The organism is Photorhabdus aballayi, assembly GCF_026153155.1.
Classification (GTDB): Bacteria; Pseudomonadota; Gammaproteobacteria; order Enterobacterales; family Enterobacteriaceae; genus Photorhabdus; species Photorhabdus luminescens.
In genome coordinates this window covers 42080-60676 of the sequence record NZ_JAPFCD010000005.1, presented here as the reverse complement: position 1 = coordinate 60676, position 18597 = coordinate 42080, and the positions used below count along the sequence as shown (strand labels likewise).

Sequence of the window (18597 nt, the reverse complement as noted above, 5' to 3'; positions counted from 1 at the left end):
TGACTGATGCGGAGCAAGGTTGCATGGCGTGGTTTCGAACGCGCTTTTAGCCAAGAAATTCGGGCGGTGATTCGCAGTCCAGTTTTTCACTGGTTAAGCTGGTTATTTCCGTTGATGCTATTTGTGCTGATCAGCGCTAATTTCTCAGAAGGGACATTGCTCAATCTGCCGGTATCGGTGGTTGATAATGATCAGAGCCCGCTGTCACGTCATCTAATACGTAACCTGGATGCCGCTTCTCATGCGCAGATTAAATCTTATGATGGGGGATTACAGGAATCTCTTGAACGGCTTGGCAGTGCTAAGGATTACTCCTTACTTTATATTCCTCATGATTTTGAAGCTAATGCGCTCAGAGGGCGCCAGCCAACAGTGCGTATGTATTACAATGCATTGTTTTATGGTGCGGGAAGTTATTCTATTCAAGATCTCAGTGGATTAATGGCAGAGATTAATGCGAAGTATCGTTCCATATTGGCGATAGAAATGGGCCATCAGTTACCACCATTAGCCAATGTTACGCTCGTTTATGACAGCCTTTTTAATGCCAGTGGTAGTTACATCTATTATCAGCAGTTTGCGGCCACAATTCATTTGTTACAGCTTTTTGTTGTAACTTGCACGATTTATAGCATGGCACGCAGCAAGATGCTGATAACAATGAAACCATTTACTTTTGCTCTGTTGGGAAAACTGGCGCCTTATACCCTGTTTTTTACTCTGTTGCTGATTGTTGAATTGGCCGCTCTGATTGGTGTATTTGATGCAAAAGTGAATGGTAACCCAATATATATGGTGATAGTGGGTTTCTTCTACGTTATTGCTGCTCAAAGTGTTGGCCTGTTGCTGTTTACTTTCACTAATAGCGTACTGACGGCTTACAGTTTAATTGGGGTGTTAGTGAGTATTGCGACAACTTTTTCAGGTATGTCAGTGCCAGAATTATCAATGATATTACCGGCGCGGATAATTGCCAATATTGAGCCTTTGACGCATGCGCTAAATGCGATGTTTGATATTTTTCTACGTGAAGTTTCTTTACTGGGTATTTTATCTGTTTGTGCTTTATTGCTTATTTATCCGGTCGTTTGCTTTCTGCTAGTACGAAACCGGTTATTTAAACGGCTTAACCTGCCACAAGGTGATGAATAATGCAGATGTATTGGCAAACTTTTCGTCGGGTATTAATGGGAATGTTGGAAAAACCCATGTGGATGTTGATGCTGGTTTCCTTGTGTATGATGAGTCTGGTGTATGTCCGGCCAACAGTATGGGATCTGCCAGTTGCCGTAATCGACCAGGATCACAGCTCTGCTAGCCGTGCTTTGATACGTCAACTCGACTCCACGGCCAAAATTGCTGTCCACAGTTATGACAATCTGGCTGATGCCCGTCACGATTTACTGCTCCGTGAAATTTTTGCAATCATTATTATTCCTGCGGACTTGGAGAAAAATATCTTTAATGGAAAAAATATCACTTTTCCGATTTATGGCGATGCAACCAGCCGTCTTGCTAATGGACAAATTCAGCAAGAATTGACTTCTGCTCACCGGCAATTATTGAACGAATATAACAGTAAATTACTACTAAAATATGGTTTCAGCCCTGAACAGACAGAATTATTATTAATGCCGATTCGTAGTGAAACTGTTGGATTATTTAACCCAGGTGTCAGCTTTGCTGCAATTGTTTTTCCCGGTTTGTTGGTGATGTTATTACAACACTCGTTATTGATATCTTGTGTGCGGGTCAGTATTACGATACGCAGTACGCCGAAAGGTAAACCACCATTGCCTGTCTATTTGGGGGCATTGTCGGCGTTATTGCCAATCTGGCTTTTTCTCTCCATCATATTTTTTGTGCTTTGGCCGTGGGTGTTGGGATATCGGCAGGAAGCATCAATTCCTTTGCTATTAATGCTGACTTTTCTGTTTATGTTGGCGGTACTCGGATTAGGGAAATTAGTGACAGAATGTATGCGTAGTGTAGAGATGATCTATTTGACGATTGCACTACTTACAACGCCTGTGTTCTATATTTCCGGCACCATTTGGCCAGTACAGGCAATGCCTGATTGGGTAAGAGCAATCTCTTCCGCCTTGCCGTCTACTTGGGCGACAAAAGCAATTGCTGGCGTTAATCAGATGGGGTTGCCATTACAGAGTGTATTGGGAGATATTTCTATGATGCTGGTTCTTGGCGTGATTTATACTCTGCTAGGAATTTTGATAGCTATGGTGCGTCATGGTGAATTCAGGAAAATAACCTATTATTTGCGTAGGGTGTTTAAATGATGATTTATGTTTCCTAATGTATGATTTATTCTAATGAGATAGAGAAATGACCAAATAGAATCGTGTATATACCCGTCATCTTTCAAGTAGCCTCTTTGTTGGCTGCACTCACTCACCCCGGTCACATAGTTATCTATGCTCCCGGGGATTCGCTCCCTTGCCGTCGCGATGCATCTTGAAATCTATTGGGTATATATGTTCTATTTTTATACTTGTTATAATTTTTTATTTATGTAATTCAGTTGGATATTTGTTAAGAAAACAGATAAAACACCACTATCTGAAATAGTGAGAAAGCGTCTTCTTAATACACCGGAAGCTATACAAGCCTATGTTGAGGCTACAGAAGAATATGAGCTGCTGGAACAACTCTCACTGAGTGGCGGGAAAAGGCGGGCTTAAAGAAAATAGATGTAGCTAAGCGGATGGGAATTAACCCGTCTGCGGTTACCCGTATTGAGAAGAATGTAACGAAAGCTAGTTGGCACATACTTAAACGTTATGCTGCTGCATGCGGTGTTGAGTTATCTTTAACTGCGAAGTAATGCTACAGAATGCGTGTTCCGTTGGTGATGATACTTAAGATCTACTTGTTCTAAGAGGCTTCCGTTAAAGGAAGCCATTTTCCTGCAATATTTCTATCTGATTTCCTCGCTTAGAATCTCGTTTTTTTCAGCGAAAACAAAAATAATATATTTTTAATAACAAAGGCGCTGATTAAAAAACAGAGGAAAAAGAAAAGCACATCGATATAAGTAAGATTAAGATAAATAAAATAGACTAACGTGACGCCAATAGCGGAATCAAGCTGGTCGAATAAAATAAATAATCGCTTATTTTGCTCTGGGTGTTGCCCTGGTAGTGCGCCGAGCCTTCTTTTTAGCCAGGAGTTTGGCAACTCAAAAAGAATATAACCGCAACCTGCCAGAAACCCGGTAAATAAACAGGAGGAAATAGTCTGGGGAATAATCGAGTCCTGTGTTCCTGTGCTGAGAACTAACCACAATAGAGAAAATAGCGCAGTAATAATGGGTACAACAATAAAACCGCGCCAGGTCTTGTTGCGACCGAAATAACGTTGATGTATTGGAATAGCCCAGTGGGAAAAATAGTTTTTCGTCACAATCACCATATGTAAACAACCACCAAGGATGACGGGGATCATTAAAATCCATCCGTGATAAAAACTATTGAGCATAAAGACTCCAGAAATGAAGACCGGTAAATAAAACAAACCCTACAAGTGTTGTACTGATAATAGTGTTGAGACTTTTAAACTTATAAAACGGGTGATTCCATAGCATGGCGATACTGAATCCAAGGAGCGCTAATGTTAGTAAAAGATGTGCCAACCATTGTGTTAAGACTAAGCTTACCAAAGCGTAACCACTGAGAATAAATAAACTCCAGAATACGGGCATACCAAGATAGGAGAGTTGATTTTCATTCTGAATATTACCAACTTCATTAAATACAGATAATCGCAGACAACCGCTGATGATCATTAAGATAATAAACAGCGAATACCAAGATTGATAACCAGAGAGATAAAGGATAATGGCTGGTGAGATCAAGTAAATAAGTTGATCCATAAATCCATCAAGATAACGACCAAATGGGCGGACAATATTTAAATTTCTGGCTATAATGCCATCGAGCGCGTCGCCAAGCATGGCAAGATATAAAAACGCAATAGCTAAGTAATACCAATGTTGTAATGCTGCTGCTACGGAGAGAGCGCTAAATACCGCCCCGCCAATAGTAATATAGTCTGCTCTGTTTAGATTAATGATGAAATGATTATTGTTCATAATTTTTCCTTGTGTGGAACGGAAGATAATTGGCCTTTCGCGAGCATATTGATCAATGCAATGCGGTTTATTTTGCTGTTATGGCGAATGTCGACCGGAATAGAATTAATATAATAAATACGGGTAACTCGTGTCAGATCCAACTCGTCTAAAATGGCGGGTAAATCTGTCGGTAGTGTGGCGCTTTCTAGTATCAGAGCGGCTCCGCCTAAAGGATGTAACACGAATGCGTTTTGAGTGACCTCAGGCAGTTCATTGATCCTTTTTTCCAATACGTAGGGATGGATGATACGACCATCATCTAACACCACTTTGTCTTTTACCCGTCCAAGTAGCCAGAGCTGTCCTGTGGTATCCAGATAGCCAACGTCACCGGTGCAGTGCCAAATACCTCCCTGTTTACGTGGGAGTTTGTTTTCTTTCGTTGCTTGAGGGTTATCAATATAGTCTTTGAGCACATGAGGCCCAGCAACCAAGATTTCACCAGCATTACCGGCAGGCAATGGGATAATTTGTTGGGGATTAGCTGTTATTTCCCGGATACATATTTCTGCTTGTGTCACCGGTTTTCCGACCAGATAACCATCATGAGCTGCCCAGTGGTTTAATTGAGTCGTCATTTCGACGGTACTGATCGGTTCAACCTCGGTGGAACCATAGACCACCAAATGTCGAGCATGTGGAAAGACGGTCAGGCAGTTTTCAAGCAGAGCCTTGTTGGCAGGCGCGCCACCTACGATGACTGTTCGCACATTGGGGAATGACAATCCTTTGTTCTTAGCATAACCGGTGACTTTGCTCATATAGGCGGGAGCGCCGCTGAGGCATGTAACGCCGTTGTCTTGCACTTGCCTGACGATCTTCTGCGGATCGACGGTTGCGGGATGGGCAAAGTCAAAATCAGGCAGAATACTGCTGTTGCCGCAGCACAATGAGTGCAGCACCATAACGGGGAAACTGTGTAGGTCAATCTCACTCTTTCCCTCGGAAAAAAGCGCTGTTATGGCATCAAGTTGTGCTAGCAGGCTGTCATGGGTGCGGTTTGCGCCTTTGGGTATGCCGGTGGAGCCAGAGGTAAAAGTAATTAACCCAGTTGTATCCAGCGGTAAATCTCGACAGATAAAGCTATTCAGAGATAAATGTTGACTGGGTGTTTCCAGCGCTTTCATGCCCCAGATACGTTGTCCGATGACAAAACGTCGCAGTCGCCACAGTTCAGGGATCAGAAACCAGAATTTTCCTAACGTAGGTTGAGTGATCACCGCCGATAATTTGCTGCGGCGCAGTATCTCCCTCAGTTGTTTTTTGGAAAGCCCGCGTTCAAGCATAACTGGAACTAGCCCTAGCCCCAGAATGGCGATAAGCAATGGATAAAGTACTAATCCTGGTTGAATAATCACCAATAAGCGATCGCCAGCGACGAACCCGGCTTGGGTTAACTGATGCTGGAAATGGGAGGCATGAGAAAAAAATTCCTGAAAGCTTAAACCTCTACCGTGATCCAGTGAATGTGGCGCTTGCAACGCTAGATGCTCAGGATGTTTTTGGGCTACATCGACAATGGGCTGACAAATATTCGTCATGCGATCCTCCTGTAGTAAAGCGCGTATTGATGTTTGGTGGCAGCCGGTGTGTTGAAAAGCCGCCCTGCGGTTTTGAGCGAGGTATTATCTTCACGCATTAGAACTCCTCCCAGACGGGGGTGAATACGTTTGGCGCTCTGTTCAAATGAGCAATACAGCGTGCTGTATAACCGACTGCCCCGGTATTGCGGTGCGACTGCCACCGTTTTTAACAGCCCGATAGCGGGCTGACCTTTTTGCAGGACTGACAGACTCAAAATTAACCCGGCAATTTCGCCACCAGGAGTTTTAGCCAGAAATGATGCAGGGTAACGGCAAAAAGGTTTAATAAACTCCTCACCACAGTGCTGTTGAAATGCTGACCAAGATGGTGTGGTATAAGCGAAATTCTCACCAAACACCGAATCGATAAAAGAATAAAGTTTAACTTGCTCTTGCATCCATAATTCTGTTGTTAATGGTAATAATGTTGCTTGAACATCAGGAAGTTTTTGTGCGCGTTGATGAGCCCGTTGAAAGTTGACTGCTATTGCTTGGGTATCGTCGAATATCGAGGTATAGCGATAGCGAGTTTCAAAGCCTAATCCTTCCAATAAAAGAGGATAGTAAGGAGGGTTATAAGGCTCATGTTCAAAGGGGGGCACATCAAAATGATCAAGCCGAACGCGATAATGCCCGAAGGTTGAAAAGTTAATCGGCCCGTAAAGATTGAGCGCGCCATTTTCCTTGGCCCATTGTTCTAGGGCGCTAAACAGCATGATGTTGCTTGCTATGTCATGATCAGTTTCCCAAAAACCGAAAAATGCGGCAGAGCGGCCATCAACCAGATGAGGTACTAAAAAGCCAGCAAGGCGGGCTTTCCCCGGAATACAGCCAATCCAAGCTTTGCTGTGATCAAACCAGGAATTCTCTGGGCTGAACTGCTGTTGTACTTTTTCCCGGTCTTCGCCGGGCCATAGCGGCCAGTCGCGATAAATAATTGATGGAAGGTCAAGAAAACCTTCGGGCAGTGGATTGGCCGGAGACCATTCTCCCATGAAGATATTAGACATGTTCACTCCTTGATGTCAGTTCTTCTGTGGTGGTGTCGTGCAAACGAATAACGCTCCCAGTTGCGCCATCCATGCGTACTCGATCGCCATCTTTCAAAATTTGTGTGACGGCGGGAATACCGACGATGGCGGGGATTCCCAGTTCACGAGCAACAACAGCGGAATGTGAGAGCGTCGAACCACGTTCGATGAGTAATCCGCCCGCTGTAGGGAATAACGGCGCCCAACCGGGATCGGTACGCACAGTACACAGGATCTGACCTGCCAGCGACATTTCATCTTGTGGGTTTTTAATTAATCGGATAGTTGTTTCAACCTGCCCCGGGTAGCAACCTATGCCCTGTAGCACGTTGCTATCAGTTGGGGTTTGTTTTTCCCGATAGGGATAGCTGTAATCTTGTTGCTGATATAGCGAACCTCTAATGAAAAGGTGATGAGCGGGTTCATCCTCGGTTTCGTAGCTGGCATATTCTTGCTTGCGTATAGCAACTAAAGGCTTAAGTTGGGTTTGTATTGCCGTTCCTTCGTAGCTGCTGTAGATCTCCTCTAATGTGAGATAAAAAATATCGCGGGGTTCAGCGAGAATACCTTCTAGAGCATAGGCTTGACCAAGTTGTAGGAAAATATCCCGGTATAGTCCAAACATACGGGTCCGGGTGAAACGCATATTTTCCCGGTGGCGTATCGCCTGACGCAATTTCTGCAAATTCTTTTTGAAAGCGTTCATACGTCTGGAGCCAAGTCGCTCGTGTATTTGTTGAAATGCCGTATTTTCGGCCTGAGTACGCAATTTTCTTTCCCGGCTAGATAGGGTCTCTGGCGTGAGAGTATCAATAGCAAGGTAGTTTTTTAGTATCAGAAATAGAAAACTGGGATCTTGTTTTAGCGTGATGGTTTCCAGCTTCAATTCACCCATCGTGCGATCACCATATTTTTTAATATAATCAATGCACTGCTGGTGGAATGATTCATCGAGTTGGCGCACTTGGGTCAGTAGGGTACGAGCATCACCGTGGGTTAACAGGTTGCACAACTCAGGATGCTGGCGTGCGTATTGGCACATCTTTAACAGCACTTTGGTTGGTTGGGTGCTTTCAATATCTTCATCCCCAGAGAGAAGATCACCTAGTAATGCGGATGAATTCTCAATACCGGCATCAATTAGCCCACGATTCACCCGGCCATTAAACATCATCACGTAGAAGTCGTTCAGAATCGGCGTTGTCCAGCGTCGTAGCAGATGTTCATCCAGATATTTCAATTTCTCGATCAGTTGGCCGCTGTTACAATTATGCGGTTCTGTTTGTTTTATGGCGGCGGCATGCCATTTGAACTGCTCTAAAAATAGTTCTACCCGTTGATCCATCGTCCTAAAGGCATATAACAGGCGCAGAAGTGCCCAGCCCATTTTTGGCAATTTCTTTATTTTATCGCCCAGTGACAGTGTTTTATCTTCAACAAAATCAACCGGGTCTTCCAACCCCATCATTCTTTCCATATCTTTTTTATTGGTTTGGAAAGAGGGGAGTAATAATAGCCCTTTATACCAATTGTTGATGTTGTAATAGATCCTGCCTTTAATTAAACCGAGCATATTTTCCAACATGGAGCGATGTTGGTTAACTTGTTTATCAGAGCAACCTAAGGCACGTATTGTCTGTTCATAAACGGTGGCATAACCGGCACGAGCAAAAGAGAAAGTCAGTGGTGTTGTTATTCCACAATAAGATTCCTGAATATTGGAATTATCGAAGATAATATGGCGTTCGCTTTTATCATCCAGACGTGGCAATCGGGTTATTGGTCGGGTTTGTAGAATAAAGATTTTATGGTTTTGAATCGTCCATTCGATATCTTGTGGGCATCCGCGTTCTACCGCTATTTTTTTGCCAATATTTCGTAATGCATAGATTTCATTATCGAGTAAGGTCGGCTGCCACTGTTTTTCTTCCGCGACAGGTATTGTTACTGTACCGCTGCCATTGGTGGTATCGAAAACAGTTGCTGTCTCTTTTTGTGTGATATGACGTTCAATCTCAGGCGTAGAGAAATGAACTGAGAATTCGTCGGTATCGCATTCGCCAGAAACCACGCCTTCTCCGGTGCCCCAGGCAGATGAGATTAGGCAATGTTGCCTGCTGCCGGTAACTGGGTGTGCAGTAAACATGACACCAGAGACCTCACCGGCAACCATGTTCTGAATGATGACAGCACTACTTATATTGCCCATCGGTAGCCGTTTGTGTAGGCGATATTGTAATGCACGCGTGTTAAAAGCTGAGGCCATCACGGCACGTAAACTATTCGCAAGTGCTAATTTACCCCGCTGAAATAGGTAGCTGTCCATTTGCCCGGCAAAAGAGGCATTGGCGGCGTCCTCGCCGATGGCTGATGAGCGAACGGCGAAAAATATATCTGGGTGATTTTCTGATAAGAGAGCCAATTCTTCTTCTAATTCAGTAGGCAATGGAATCGACTGTATCCACTGACGCAATGGCGCAGCAATAGCATCGAGTTTTTCCTGATTGATATCATCTGGTACGGTAGCCAACTGTTCTATGACGTTGCTTGCAAATGTATCTTTGATGAGTAGGTTATTTAATACCTCGCTGCTGATTATCCAATAATTAGGTACAGGAAAACCATTTTGCGTAAGCCATAATAAATTAGCCGCTTTGCCACCTAAGGAATGTTCCGCCAATTCAATAGCGTTATCTTGAGTGTAGAGATATTTCATATTATTCCACCAATGCAGCAATAGTATACTTTGCTTACATCATGGTCTTATTTGCACGTAATATTGTTGGCGTGAATAGATCAATAAGATATGAATGTATTACAAGCTATTGCTGCACCCTTATTTTAGAGGAAGAGTAAAATTAAATAGTTTATTCGGTTGATTATTGATTCCGTGTCAATGAAATAAGCCAGCGGAGAGTTTTCATTGTGCGCTCCATAAATGGATAACCAACAACATTGTGTGCCATCATATAAAGCGGAATTCTTCTTATCCATAAATCACGCAGCGCTAATTCATAGCCACGACGCCAATTTATTGGATCAAGAGAGAACCCCGATTTTTGCTCAAGCTCAACCCGATGTAGTTCAATATAATAGGCCACCTTATCCGCATCGCTTTGTTGGTCTAAGCTAAAAGCCAGAAGTTCTGCCAGATCGCGTTGTGGTAGATGCACAGTAGACAACTCCCAATCCCAAGCGCATAAACGTAATCCGGTTTCCTGTTGCCGGAAGGCAATATTGCGTGGGTTGAAATCACCGTGGATCAATGTCCTTGGCATCTGTTCGATTTCTTCCCACCAGGTGGCGGCATTGTCTACCCAGTATTGGAAATCTTTCTCTTCTTCGGCGGTGAATAACTCAGGGAATGCTTGGTGGACAAAATTGCCCAATTTTTGCCACAAGGGCTTCATTTGGGAAACCGTATTGGCATTCGGAATTTGCAGTTGTGGGAATTTCCACGTGAGCTCTTCTTCTCGTCCCAACCAGATAGAATGAATATCGGCGGCTCCTCGAATGGCGGCTTCAAGGTGGCGCTGCTCCCAAGGTGTTTCCAAATTAATATTGTTCATTAACACCATATCGTGGAGCAATTCTTCAATCAGGGCATAAGTTCCGGTTGCTTCGTTTTCGATCACACCGTAGATAACGGGAATATAGCGCATCAACCGTGGATCTTGCTGATTCATAATAGCCAATTCACGGCTATGGCTTTGGTTAAATTCAAGCTGATGTTCAAAATCTTGGAAAACGGCAAACAACTCAGGAGAACAATGTTTGGCGATATCCAGTACCATCTTGACAACTTCCGTCCCCAAGGGTTTCAGTTTCAGCATCACGGGTAAATCATGCTGTGCGGATGTCGTCATAGAAAAAGGAAATAGACCAATTAAACGTTCCGCATAATTCGAACTCAGATGTGTCAGCATGCTGTGTTCATCATTGCCAGAAAACTTGGGTTTGATTGTGGTCAAATGGGCCCCTTGTAAGACAGGGTTAAAACTTGCTTGTTGGAAAAATGACAAATCAAGTTCCTGCGGGGTGTGCGGAACAATGTTGCTAGTGGATGCAGGACGGTGGCGACCAAGTTTTTCATGCGATTGAGCAAACTCATCCGCAGCAATCGCTGACAGAGTTGAAATATCAAGGGCCAGGCAATAACTGGCGATGATCTCAGCCAGGCGGGCAGTGCCGTTTTCATCGGTGCAGCCCAACATGTTCAGGCATTCACGTTGATGTGGTAGATAGCTTCCGCCGCCGATGGTGCCAACGATCAAAGAGGGTAGTGTGACACTGCAATAGACGCGATTGTCGGCAGTTAATGTCATGTGCAAATGGGCGACTGAAGATTCATGTACACAGGCGATGTCCTGCCCTAAAGCGGTAAACATTCCGGCGATGACATTTGCGGCATTAATATTTACGCCGACCATCCCTGAGGCGATCGCTCCCTCGCAGATATGATGATAAGCCGTGACGAGTTGTTGTGGCGTGACCCGCAATATTTGCTGACAGGATTCAGCATTTAAGTAAACTTCGGCCACGACACGTGTTCCACGTCCTTCGATGAAAGATTGATAAGCTACTTTCTTATCGCCCGAAGTATTACCATCGATCATAAAGTGACGCAGTGGTATAAACGCCATTTTGGCTAACTGTTGTTGGATCCACTGACATGCATACCAGGTGCAGATGGTGGTCATATTTTGACCTGCCGCTGCTGCTGTATTATAGATAAATTGCAGATGGACGCTGCGTCCGATGATTTGTGGTTTTATTTCCAACAATTGTGCATGTTTAGAATGGCGTCCAATTTCATTCCGTAGTTCGCTGATATGTTCGTTGATCCAATCACTGAACATAATACTGTGCGAGACGCTGTAAAATTCGAAACGAGGGGCACGTATCATACGTTGACCAAGTACACGCGCAGTTGTACCCCCTGATTGCATAATGGCCGAGGAACCACGGGATATTGATGCAATTAAAGCGCCTTCTGTGGTGGCAAGTGGCGCATAATATACCCCTTGAGCATATTGTCCCTTTATCAAGATGGGGCCGGCAATTCCCACAGGGATTTCTATTGAACCGATAAATCCCTCAATGGTTTTTGTTAATTTCGTTGCATCCAGATGGGTATCCGCCACGTGTTCCAATGTATGTCCGGTATGTTTTGCTAAATAATCCAGACGTTTTTGCCGAGCTTCCTCGGTATAGGTATAGAGGTGGCGGCGGGGCAATAATTTTGTTTGGGTTGCTTCTTGGTGTTTAATGCTGAATATGTCGCGTGATAATTCTAGAATAGAACTTCGCGCACAGTTTTCTATGTGAGCCGTGGTATTATCTGAAGCATCACGTACATATGATTGGAGAATTTTTTGCAACATAATTGTATTTCCTTTAATGCCTAAGCAAACCCAAGCTTTATTAAGATGCTGGCAGTGCAAACGGAATAACCTAGCACCATGAATATTCCCACGACAGCTTCATCGCGTTTGCGATTTTGGATGGTGGGGTTATAGAGGAATTTGCCTAATTGCCATAGACACAATACATAACAAACGACCAAGATAATTAACGCCCATAACGCTATACCATCAGTGGTGATATTGATTAGCCAAATTTGTAACGCCAACATTACAGTGAGTAACGCTGCGATAATAGCGACGGCTCCTTTTCTGCCGAAAATAGATGAATAAGTTGGTATTTCCTGGCGTTCTTCGTCTGGGCCTTTACATTTGCGTGTAATTTCAAAACTAAATCCAGAGAAAAAGCATAACCCCATTAAAACCCATATTGGAAAAGTCAGTTTGAGGTCAGGGCTGGCGATGTTGCCCAACCACCAGATAATGAGCGGCATTACTAGCATATGGGAAATAGCGTACCAAGTAAGGTGTTGGTTTAACCATTCACCGATGAAGAACTCTTTCCCCATAAGACAGGTCCAGATGAAAACTAACAGCCAGGCAAAAGTAACTGAACCAATTCCCCGATCTAAAAATAGACTTCCACCTAATTGCAATGCGATACAACAGATACCAAGTACTCGTAGATTTTTCAGCGTAATAATACCGCGCTGTAAAATTCGCTGTGGATGATGTTCACAATCCAGTTGATAATCTTTATGTTCATCGAATATCCGTAATAGTAAAAAATAGGAGAAGGACATCAAGCAACCGAGCAGGATCTCCCATGATAAAACTGGATTTTCTCCTATTGAATAAAAAGCTACGGAATAGCTGATGATATAAAAGATAAAGAAAAGCGGCGCATTTTGTAGCGGGAAGCGTTCATCCATCCATAGCTTTATCCTCTTACCAATGAATTTTGAATAAATATCTTGGCTTTCCATACATCATTCCTATTTTTTGTATAAAGATTAAACTATATACATTCGTGACAATTAAGCCCGAGGATAATCAATCCAAAAGCAAATCTTATATGAAGTCTATACGTGCTTTTTAGCGTTATCTCTCTAAATAACTTAGGGAATACGTATGGACTTGTGTCATACATTAAGCCAAAAGTTTGCGGTCGGCTATAATCAGTATGTGTAAATTTTAATTTTAGTATGCAACTTATGTTTACATTTTTTTCTATAACTGTATGTTTATATGAATTTTTATTTCTGATTTAGATCAAAAAACGACGAGCGCCGATATCATATTCCAAGCTGATATTGATGGGTATCTGCTTGTTATCTACAACAACTTTGCCATGTAAATAAATTTTTTGTAGGACAAAGTTTCTCCATATAAAATACCGGGATAAAATAATAAATGATTAGTAATTGTAATTGACTGAGTGATGTGATGTTTTGACTTAGCGCAGTTTATAGTCAGATATTGCCCCAATAATTAAAAGGTAATATTTACAGTTAGGTTTGTATTGGATTCTTGATGTAGGATCGGGGAAGGCCGATATATTTTGGCTAAATAGCTACGTTACTTTATTAAGTAAGGAGTCTGAGCTGTGTTAGGAAAAATCCACAATCTTACTCTGCGCTGGTTTACTGCTGTCTGTGATAGTTATGTTGTTGTCAACCAGTATAAGCAGGAAGAGGTTAGTTTCAGTGACGAAGCCGATGATCTGATTTTAACAACTACCCGTAAAGAATTAGGGGGGAATGTTAAAAATTGGGTAGATGCAATAGCGTTCAGATTCATGCTTTCTGCTCTTCATGCAGGTTTATTGCAATTGGCTGAATATATAAAAGAGAGTTTGCTGGAGGGCGTGGATCAGTACGATCCTGCGCGATTGTCATGTTGATCAGGGTAGAAATTCCGGTCGATGCGGCGGGAATAGATCAGTTACTACGGAAATCTTTTGATACCCCGGCAGAGGCAGAGTTGGTCCAGCAATTGCGGGAAGATGGATTGCTGACGTTAGGCATGGTTGCCACAGATGATGAAGGCCAGGTAATCGGTTACGTGGCTTTTAGTCCAGTAGATATTAATGGTGAAGATCACCAATGGGTTGGTCTGGCGCCGCTAGCGGTTGCTGAGGAATATCGTCGGCAAGGGATTGGTGAAAAGCTGGTGTATGAAGGTTTGGATAGCCTGAATGAATTTGGTTATGGCGTCGTCGTTGTTTTAGGTGATCCACACTATTATCGCCGGTTTGGTTTTATGCTTGCCAGTGAGCACCAGTTGTATTGCCAGTGGCCGATGTATGAATCTCATTTCCAGGTATATGAATTAGCTGATAGTTTTTTGGCTGATCATCAGGGATTGGTTACTTACTCCCCACACTTTGGCCGTTTCTAATTGATGCTAAATATTCTGCTATACAGACGGGCTGGCAAATAACCAGCCTCTCTTTCTGCTGTTTGCTTAATTGTTTTACTTGATATTCCAGACGTGATGCACTGGAGCGATCTCCAGCATGACAACTGAAAACTAGCTGTAACGGTCCTTTCCCCCTCAGTGATTTTGCTCCTGTTCCGTTTTCATGTTGTGCAAAACGGCGGTGAATACTTGTCGTTATCCCGGTATAAAGCATGCCTGATTTTGTTTTTAGTAAGTAAAGAACCCATTGATTTTCGGCCATATAATTTTTTTCTGAATTTTCTATTTTTGATATCTATATTTCACTCGAACGTTTTTCTATATCATTTTTCTGAATAATTTAGTCTAACTTATTATAATATAACAGTTTTATAAATCCCGTTACTTATCAATTTGCGATACGTTGTATTATTTATTCAAAAAAATTGAAATAGAATAGCAATAATTGCTAATTTTTATTCCGGCCTTTAGAGCATACTATGATCCATATCACAGAGAGTAACTCATTCCACTAAAAATTGATCAAGGATCATAGTATGAAAAACGTAAAATATATCGCTGTTGCTTTAGCTTTAAGTGCTATCTCTTTTGGCAGTATGGCGGCAAAAGAAGTTCAAACCTCTTCTTCTCCTAAAGTTGGTGTAGTTTCTGTAACGGGGGCTGATACTTTGGAAACCCTAAGTGCCGAATTGTCCAAAAAAGCTGACAAAGCAGGGGCATCTTCTTTCCGTATTATTTCTGCTAGCGGTAAGAATCAATTATCAGGTGTTGCTGAAATCTATAACTAATTTATAGTAGAACATACTGAACCCTGGCTCTGTCAGGAGATGTCAGAACACGCCGTAGGATGATGTTTATCCCGGCGTGGTTCTGGGCTTCCAGGCAGATATAATCCTGCTATTGGAGAAAGAGTGAACACCACTGAAAACTTTCAGATTATCCACAGATACCTTGCAAGACAGCATGTCCTAACACTTTGTACAGCAACGAGTGATGATATTTGGTGTGCAAGTTGCTTCTATGTTTTCAATGCCGATGAGATCGCTTTCTGGTTTATGACTGAACTTCATACTCGCCACGGTGAAATGATGCAGGTAAACCCGCAGGTTGCAGGTACCATTGCCGGGCAGATTCGAAATATTGCACAGATAAAAGGAATTCAGTTCAAAGGGGAAGTTATTCGTCTTGAGGGTGAAAAAGATAAAGTTGCCAGAGCACGTTATTGCCGTCGTTTTCCTGTGGCAATTGCTGTTGAAACTCCTATTTGGCAACTGAATCTCAGTGAAATAAAGATGACTGATAATACGCTTGGATTTGGTAAGAAAATCTGCTGGCAGCGATAAAATTATCTTAATTTATGAATAATCTGATTGTGGCTACCATGCCACAGTAAACCGGGGTCATAAAGATCTTGTATAAATTTGCCATCCACTAGCACATTAATATAGCTGACAATTTCCCGTTGAATTTCGCTAAGTTCTCTTAGCAGATAACCTGTCCAAAGCCAAATGTCCTTTTCTGAGCACTCTGTTTTAACCCGTTTTACCAATTTCAGGATCGCGGGTGAATTGTGTGGGTGTAGGGGATCGCCGCCAGATAAAGATAGCCCTTGCCGTTTAATGCGCTTGTCCTGTAAATCAAAAATTACATGGTCTTCCATCTCCTGCGTAAATGGTTGGCCGGAATTCACTCGCCAGGTACTTTTGTTATAACAACCGGGGCATTGATGTTCGCACCCGGCGACAAATAGTGTACAGCGGGTTCCGGGGCCGTTGACCACATCAACAGGGTAATATTGGTGATAATTCACTTTGTCAGTCTGCCTTCATTAACCTAATTGCCCATTTGCCAGATGTTTTACCCTGCGTTTCACCTCTTCTTGTTTGCCCGCATTGAATGGACGGGCATCGGGGCTTCCCAGATAACCACAGACGCGGCGGATTACTGATACTCTGGAAGGTTCATGATTGCCACAACGTGGACAGGTAAACCCTTTGTTGGTACAGGAGAATTCACCGGTGAATCCACAGTCATAGCACTCGTCGATGGGGGTATTAGTACCGTAATAAGGGACACGTGAGTAGCTGTAATCCCATACATCTTCCAGTGCTTTCAGATTATGTTGTAGATTAGGATATTCGCCGTAACAGATAAAACCGCCATTGGTTAGTGGTGGATAAGGCGCTTCAAAATCCAATTTATCATAAGGATTGACCTTCTTTTCAACGTCGAGATGAAAACTGTTGGTGTAATAGCCTTTATCTGTCACGCCTTCAATCACGCCAAACTCTGCGGTATCAAGGCGGCAGAAGCGGTCACAGAGATTTTCGCTTGGCGTGCTGTATAAACTGAAACCATAACCTGTTTCTTTTTTCCATTGATCAGTGGCTTTTCGCAGATGATCAACAATTGAGAGTGCTTTTACACGTAATTGTTGATCATCAAATAGATGAACCTGATTGCCATACAATGCGTTAATAGTCTCATGAATACCAATATAGCCCAGAGAGATAGAAGCCCGGCCATGCTTAAAGATTTCAGCGATATTGTCATCGGCTTTTAAACGAACCCCGCAGGCACCTTCCATATAAAGGATTGGCGCAACGCGTGCTTTGACACTTTCCAGGCGGGTAATACGGGTCATGAGTGCTTGCTTTGCCAGTACCAGACGTTTGTCTAGTAATTGCCAGAAATGTTTTTCATCTCCTTTGGCTTCGATAGCAATCCGAGGCAGGTTTAAACTGATAACCCCTAAGTTATTGCGTCCTTCATGAATTTGTTCACCTTTTTCTTCATAAACACTGAGGAAACTGCGACAGCCCATTGGAGTTTTAAAGGAACCTGTGACTTTAACCACTTGATCATAGTTAAGAATATCAGGATACATGCGTTTGCTGGCACATTTGAGAGCCAATTGCTTGATATCGTAGTTAGGATCACCGAGTTTGTGGTTCAGGCCATCACGGATAGCAAATACCAGTTTGGGAAATACCGCTGTTTTGTGGTTCTTACCCAAACCAGCAATGCGGTTACGCAGAATAGATTGCTGGATTAGGCGGGACTCTTTTGACATCCCCAAACCAAAGCCAAAAGTGACAAAAGGAGTCTGCCCGTTCGCGGTATGCAGTGTATTAACTTCATATTCCAGTGATTGGAAAGCGTCGTAACACTCTTTTTCTGTTCGTGCTTCGGCGTAAGATTTTTTATCGCTGATATCCCACTGCTCGGCAATTGCCAAGTGTTTTTCATAGCTGGCTTTAACGAAAGGGGCCAATACTTCATCTATACGGTTGATAGTGGTACCACCATAAATATGGCTGGCAACCTGAGCAATAATTTGGGCCGTTACCGCCGTTGCGGTTGAAATAGATTTTGGCGGTTCTATTTCAGCATTACCCATTTTGAACCCGTTGGTTAGCATGTTTTTCAGGTCAATCAGCATACAGTTAAACATTGGGAAAAAGGGGGAATAATCGAGATCATGATAGTGGATTTCGCCTTTTTCGTGAGCCAAAACTACATTACGCGGCAGAATATGTTGTTTGGCATAATTTTTAGCAACAATCCCGGCCAATAGATCCCGTTGCGTTGGAATCACCTTGCTGTCTTTATTGGCATTCTCATTGAGCAGGGACACGTTACTCTGTTCAACTAAGCCGCGGATTTCTTGATTAAGTCGGCTGTGTAATTCTCGGACAGTATCTCTGTCGTGACGATATTGAATATAGCAGTGGGCAAGGTGCTTATGGTTGTCTGCTATCAATTGTTTTTCTACAGCATTTTGAATATCTTGTACATCAACAACTTGCCTGTAGTCAGCGATGAATTGCGTTACTGTGGATGCAACTTGGATACAATACTTATCATCCACTATGCCAACGGCAGAAGCGGCCTGTTTTACAGCATCTCTAATACGTGTTTCATCAAATGGTACCTGATGGCCGTCCCGTTTTATCACAACAGTTTTCACAATATGACTCCTTAAGCATATTGCCTAAAAGGGCAAACCATTCTCGTTCTGATATTCAGCTTAAAGGCGAATGATTCTA

General features: G+C 42.9%; 17 protein-coding genes. 7 read left to right on the top strand and 10 right to left on the bottom strand.

The annotated features are described in order from the left end of the window. The first annotated feature begins 6 nt into the window (after positions 1 to 6). The 3 genes from OO184_RS04355 (at position 7) to OO184_RS25040 (ending at position 2842) form a co-directional block, all read left to right on the top strand. Positions 7 to 1152, top strand: a complete 1146-nt coding sequence (locus OO184_RS04355) for an ABC transporter permease (RefSeq protein ID WP_265378137.1) — start codon at positions 7 to 9, stop codon at positions 1150 to 1152. After that, positions 1152 to 2297 (top strand): ABC transporter permease, encoded by a 1146-nt coding sequence (locus OO184_RS04350; protein WP_265378136.1) that lies wholly within the window; start codon positions 1152 to 1154, stop codon positions 2295 to 2297. Before OO184_RS04355 ends, OO184_RS04350 begins: the two co-directional genes overlap by 1 nt. A 407-nt stretch (positions 2298 to 2704) precedes the next feature. Beyond that, entirely contained in the window at positions 2705 to 2842 is a 138-nt protein-coding gene (locus OO184_RS25040) for a helix-turn-helix domain-containing protein (RefSeq protein WP_312023687.1), read from the top strand. A gap of 110 nt (positions 2843 to 2952) precedes the next feature. Here the strand turns inward: OO184_RS25040 and OO184_RS04340 are convergent, their stop codons facing one another. From OO184_RS04340 to OO184_RS04310, 7 genes are all read right to left on the bottom strand, one after another. Next, entirely contained in the window at positions 2953 to 3495 is a 543-nt protein-coding gene (locus OO184_RS04340) for a CDP-archaeol synthase (RefSeq protein ID WP_265378135.1), read from the bottom strand. Then, a complete protein-coding gene (locus OO184_RS04335) occupies positions 3485 to 4108 on the bottom strand; it encodes a CDP-alcohol phosphatidyltransferase family protein (protein ID WP_265378134.1) in 624 nt (207 codons plus the stop codon). Before OO184_RS04335 ends, OO184_RS04340 begins: the two co-directional genes overlap by 11 nt. Next, a complete protein-coding gene (locus OO184_RS04330) occupies positions 4105 to 5691 on the bottom strand; it encodes a fatty acid CoA ligase family protein (protein WP_265378133.1) in 1587 nt (528 codons plus the stop codon). Before OO184_RS04330 ends, OO184_RS04335 begins: the two co-directional genes overlap by 4 nt. Next, on the bottom strand, positions 5688 to 6743 hold the full coding sequence (locus OO184_RS04325; protein WP_265378132.1) for a hypothetical protein: 1056 nt from the start codon (positions 6741 to 6743) through the stop codon (positions 5688 to 5690). Before OO184_RS04325 ends, OO184_RS04330 begins: the two co-directional genes overlap by 4 nt. Further along, positions 6736 to 9480: a phosphoenolpyruvate synthase gene (locus tag OO184_RS04320; protein WP_265378131.1), complete on the bottom strand. Its 2745-nt coding sequence runs from the start codon at positions 9478 to 9480 to the stop codon at positions 6736 to 6738. The genes OO184_RS04325 and OO184_RS04320 overlap by 8 nt, the downstream gene beginning before the upstream one ends. A 163-nt stretch (positions 9481 to 9643) precedes the next feature. Then, a complete protein-coding gene (locus tag OO184_RS04315) occupies positions 9644 to 12148 on the bottom strand; it encodes a hydroxymethylglutaryl-coenzyme A reductase family protein (protein WP_265378130.1) in 2505 nt (834 codons plus the stop codon). Between the two features lie 20 nt (positions 12149 to 12168). After that, positions 12169 to 13113 carry a prenyltransferase gene (locus tag OO184_RS04310; protein ID WP_265378129.1) on the bottom strand — a complete coding sequence of 315 codons (945 nt, stop codon included), beginning with the start codon at positions 13111 to 13113 and terminating at the stop codon, positions 12169 to 12171. Between the two features lie 620 nt (positions 13114 to 13733). Between OO184_RS04310 and OO184_RS04305 the strand changes: the two genes are divergently transcribed. Further along, a complete protein-coding gene (locus OO184_RS04305; protein ID WP_265378128.1) occupies positions 13734 to 14030 on the top strand; it encodes a hypothetical protein in 297 nt (98 codons plus the stop codon). After that, positions 14024 to 14527: a GNAT family N-acetyltransferase gene (locus tag OO184_RS04300; RefSeq protein WP_265378127.1), complete on the top strand. Its 504-nt coding sequence runs from the start codon at positions 14024 to 14026 to the stop codon at positions 14525 to 14527. The genes OO184_RS04305 and OO184_RS04300 overlap by 7 nt, the downstream gene beginning before the upstream one ends. On the opposite strand, the gene OO184_RS04295 is transcribed toward OO184_RS04300, so the two are convergent. Beyond that, the gene (locus tag OO184_RS04295) at positions 14496 to 14810 is read right to left on the bottom strand and encodes a GIY-YIG nuclease family protein (protein ID WP_265378126.1); all 315 of its coding nucleotides are present in this window, start codon (positions 14808 to 14810) and stop codon (positions 14496 to 14498) included. The genes OO184_RS04300 and OO184_RS04295 overlap by 32 nt on opposite strands. Before the next feature lie 274 nt (positions 14811 to 15084). Between OO184_RS04295 and bhsA the strand changes: the two genes are divergently transcribed. Next, positions 15085 to 15336 (top strand): multiple stress resistance protein BhsA, encoded by a 252-nt coding sequence (gene bhsA / locus OO184_RS04290; protein WP_049585126.1) that lies wholly within the window; start codon positions 15085 to 15087, stop codon positions 15334 to 15336. 123 nt (positions 15337 to 15459) lie between these two features. Continuing rightward, the gene (locus OO184_RS04285; protein WP_265378125.1) at positions 15460 to 15891 is read left to right on the top strand and encodes a YhbP family protein; all 432 of its coding nucleotides are present in this window, start codon (positions 15460 to 15462) and stop codon (positions 15889 to 15891) included. Between the two features lie 2 nt (positions 15892 to 15893). Here the strand turns inward: OO184_RS04285 and nrdG are convergent, their stop codons facing one another. Then, positions 15894 to 16358: an anaerobic ribonucleoside-triphosphate reductase-activating protein gene (gene nrdG / locus OO184_RS04280; protein ID WP_265378124.1), complete on the bottom strand. Its 465-nt coding sequence runs from the start codon at positions 16356 to 16358 to the stop codon at positions 15894 to 15896. A gap of 18 nt (positions 16359 to 16376) precedes the next feature. After that, entirely contained in the window at positions 16377 to 18518 is a 2142-nt protein-coding gene (gene nrdD / locus OO184_RS04275) for an anaerobic ribonucleoside-triphosphate reductase (protein ID WP_265378123.1), read from the bottom strand. Positions 18519 to 18597 lie beyond the last annotated feature (79 nt).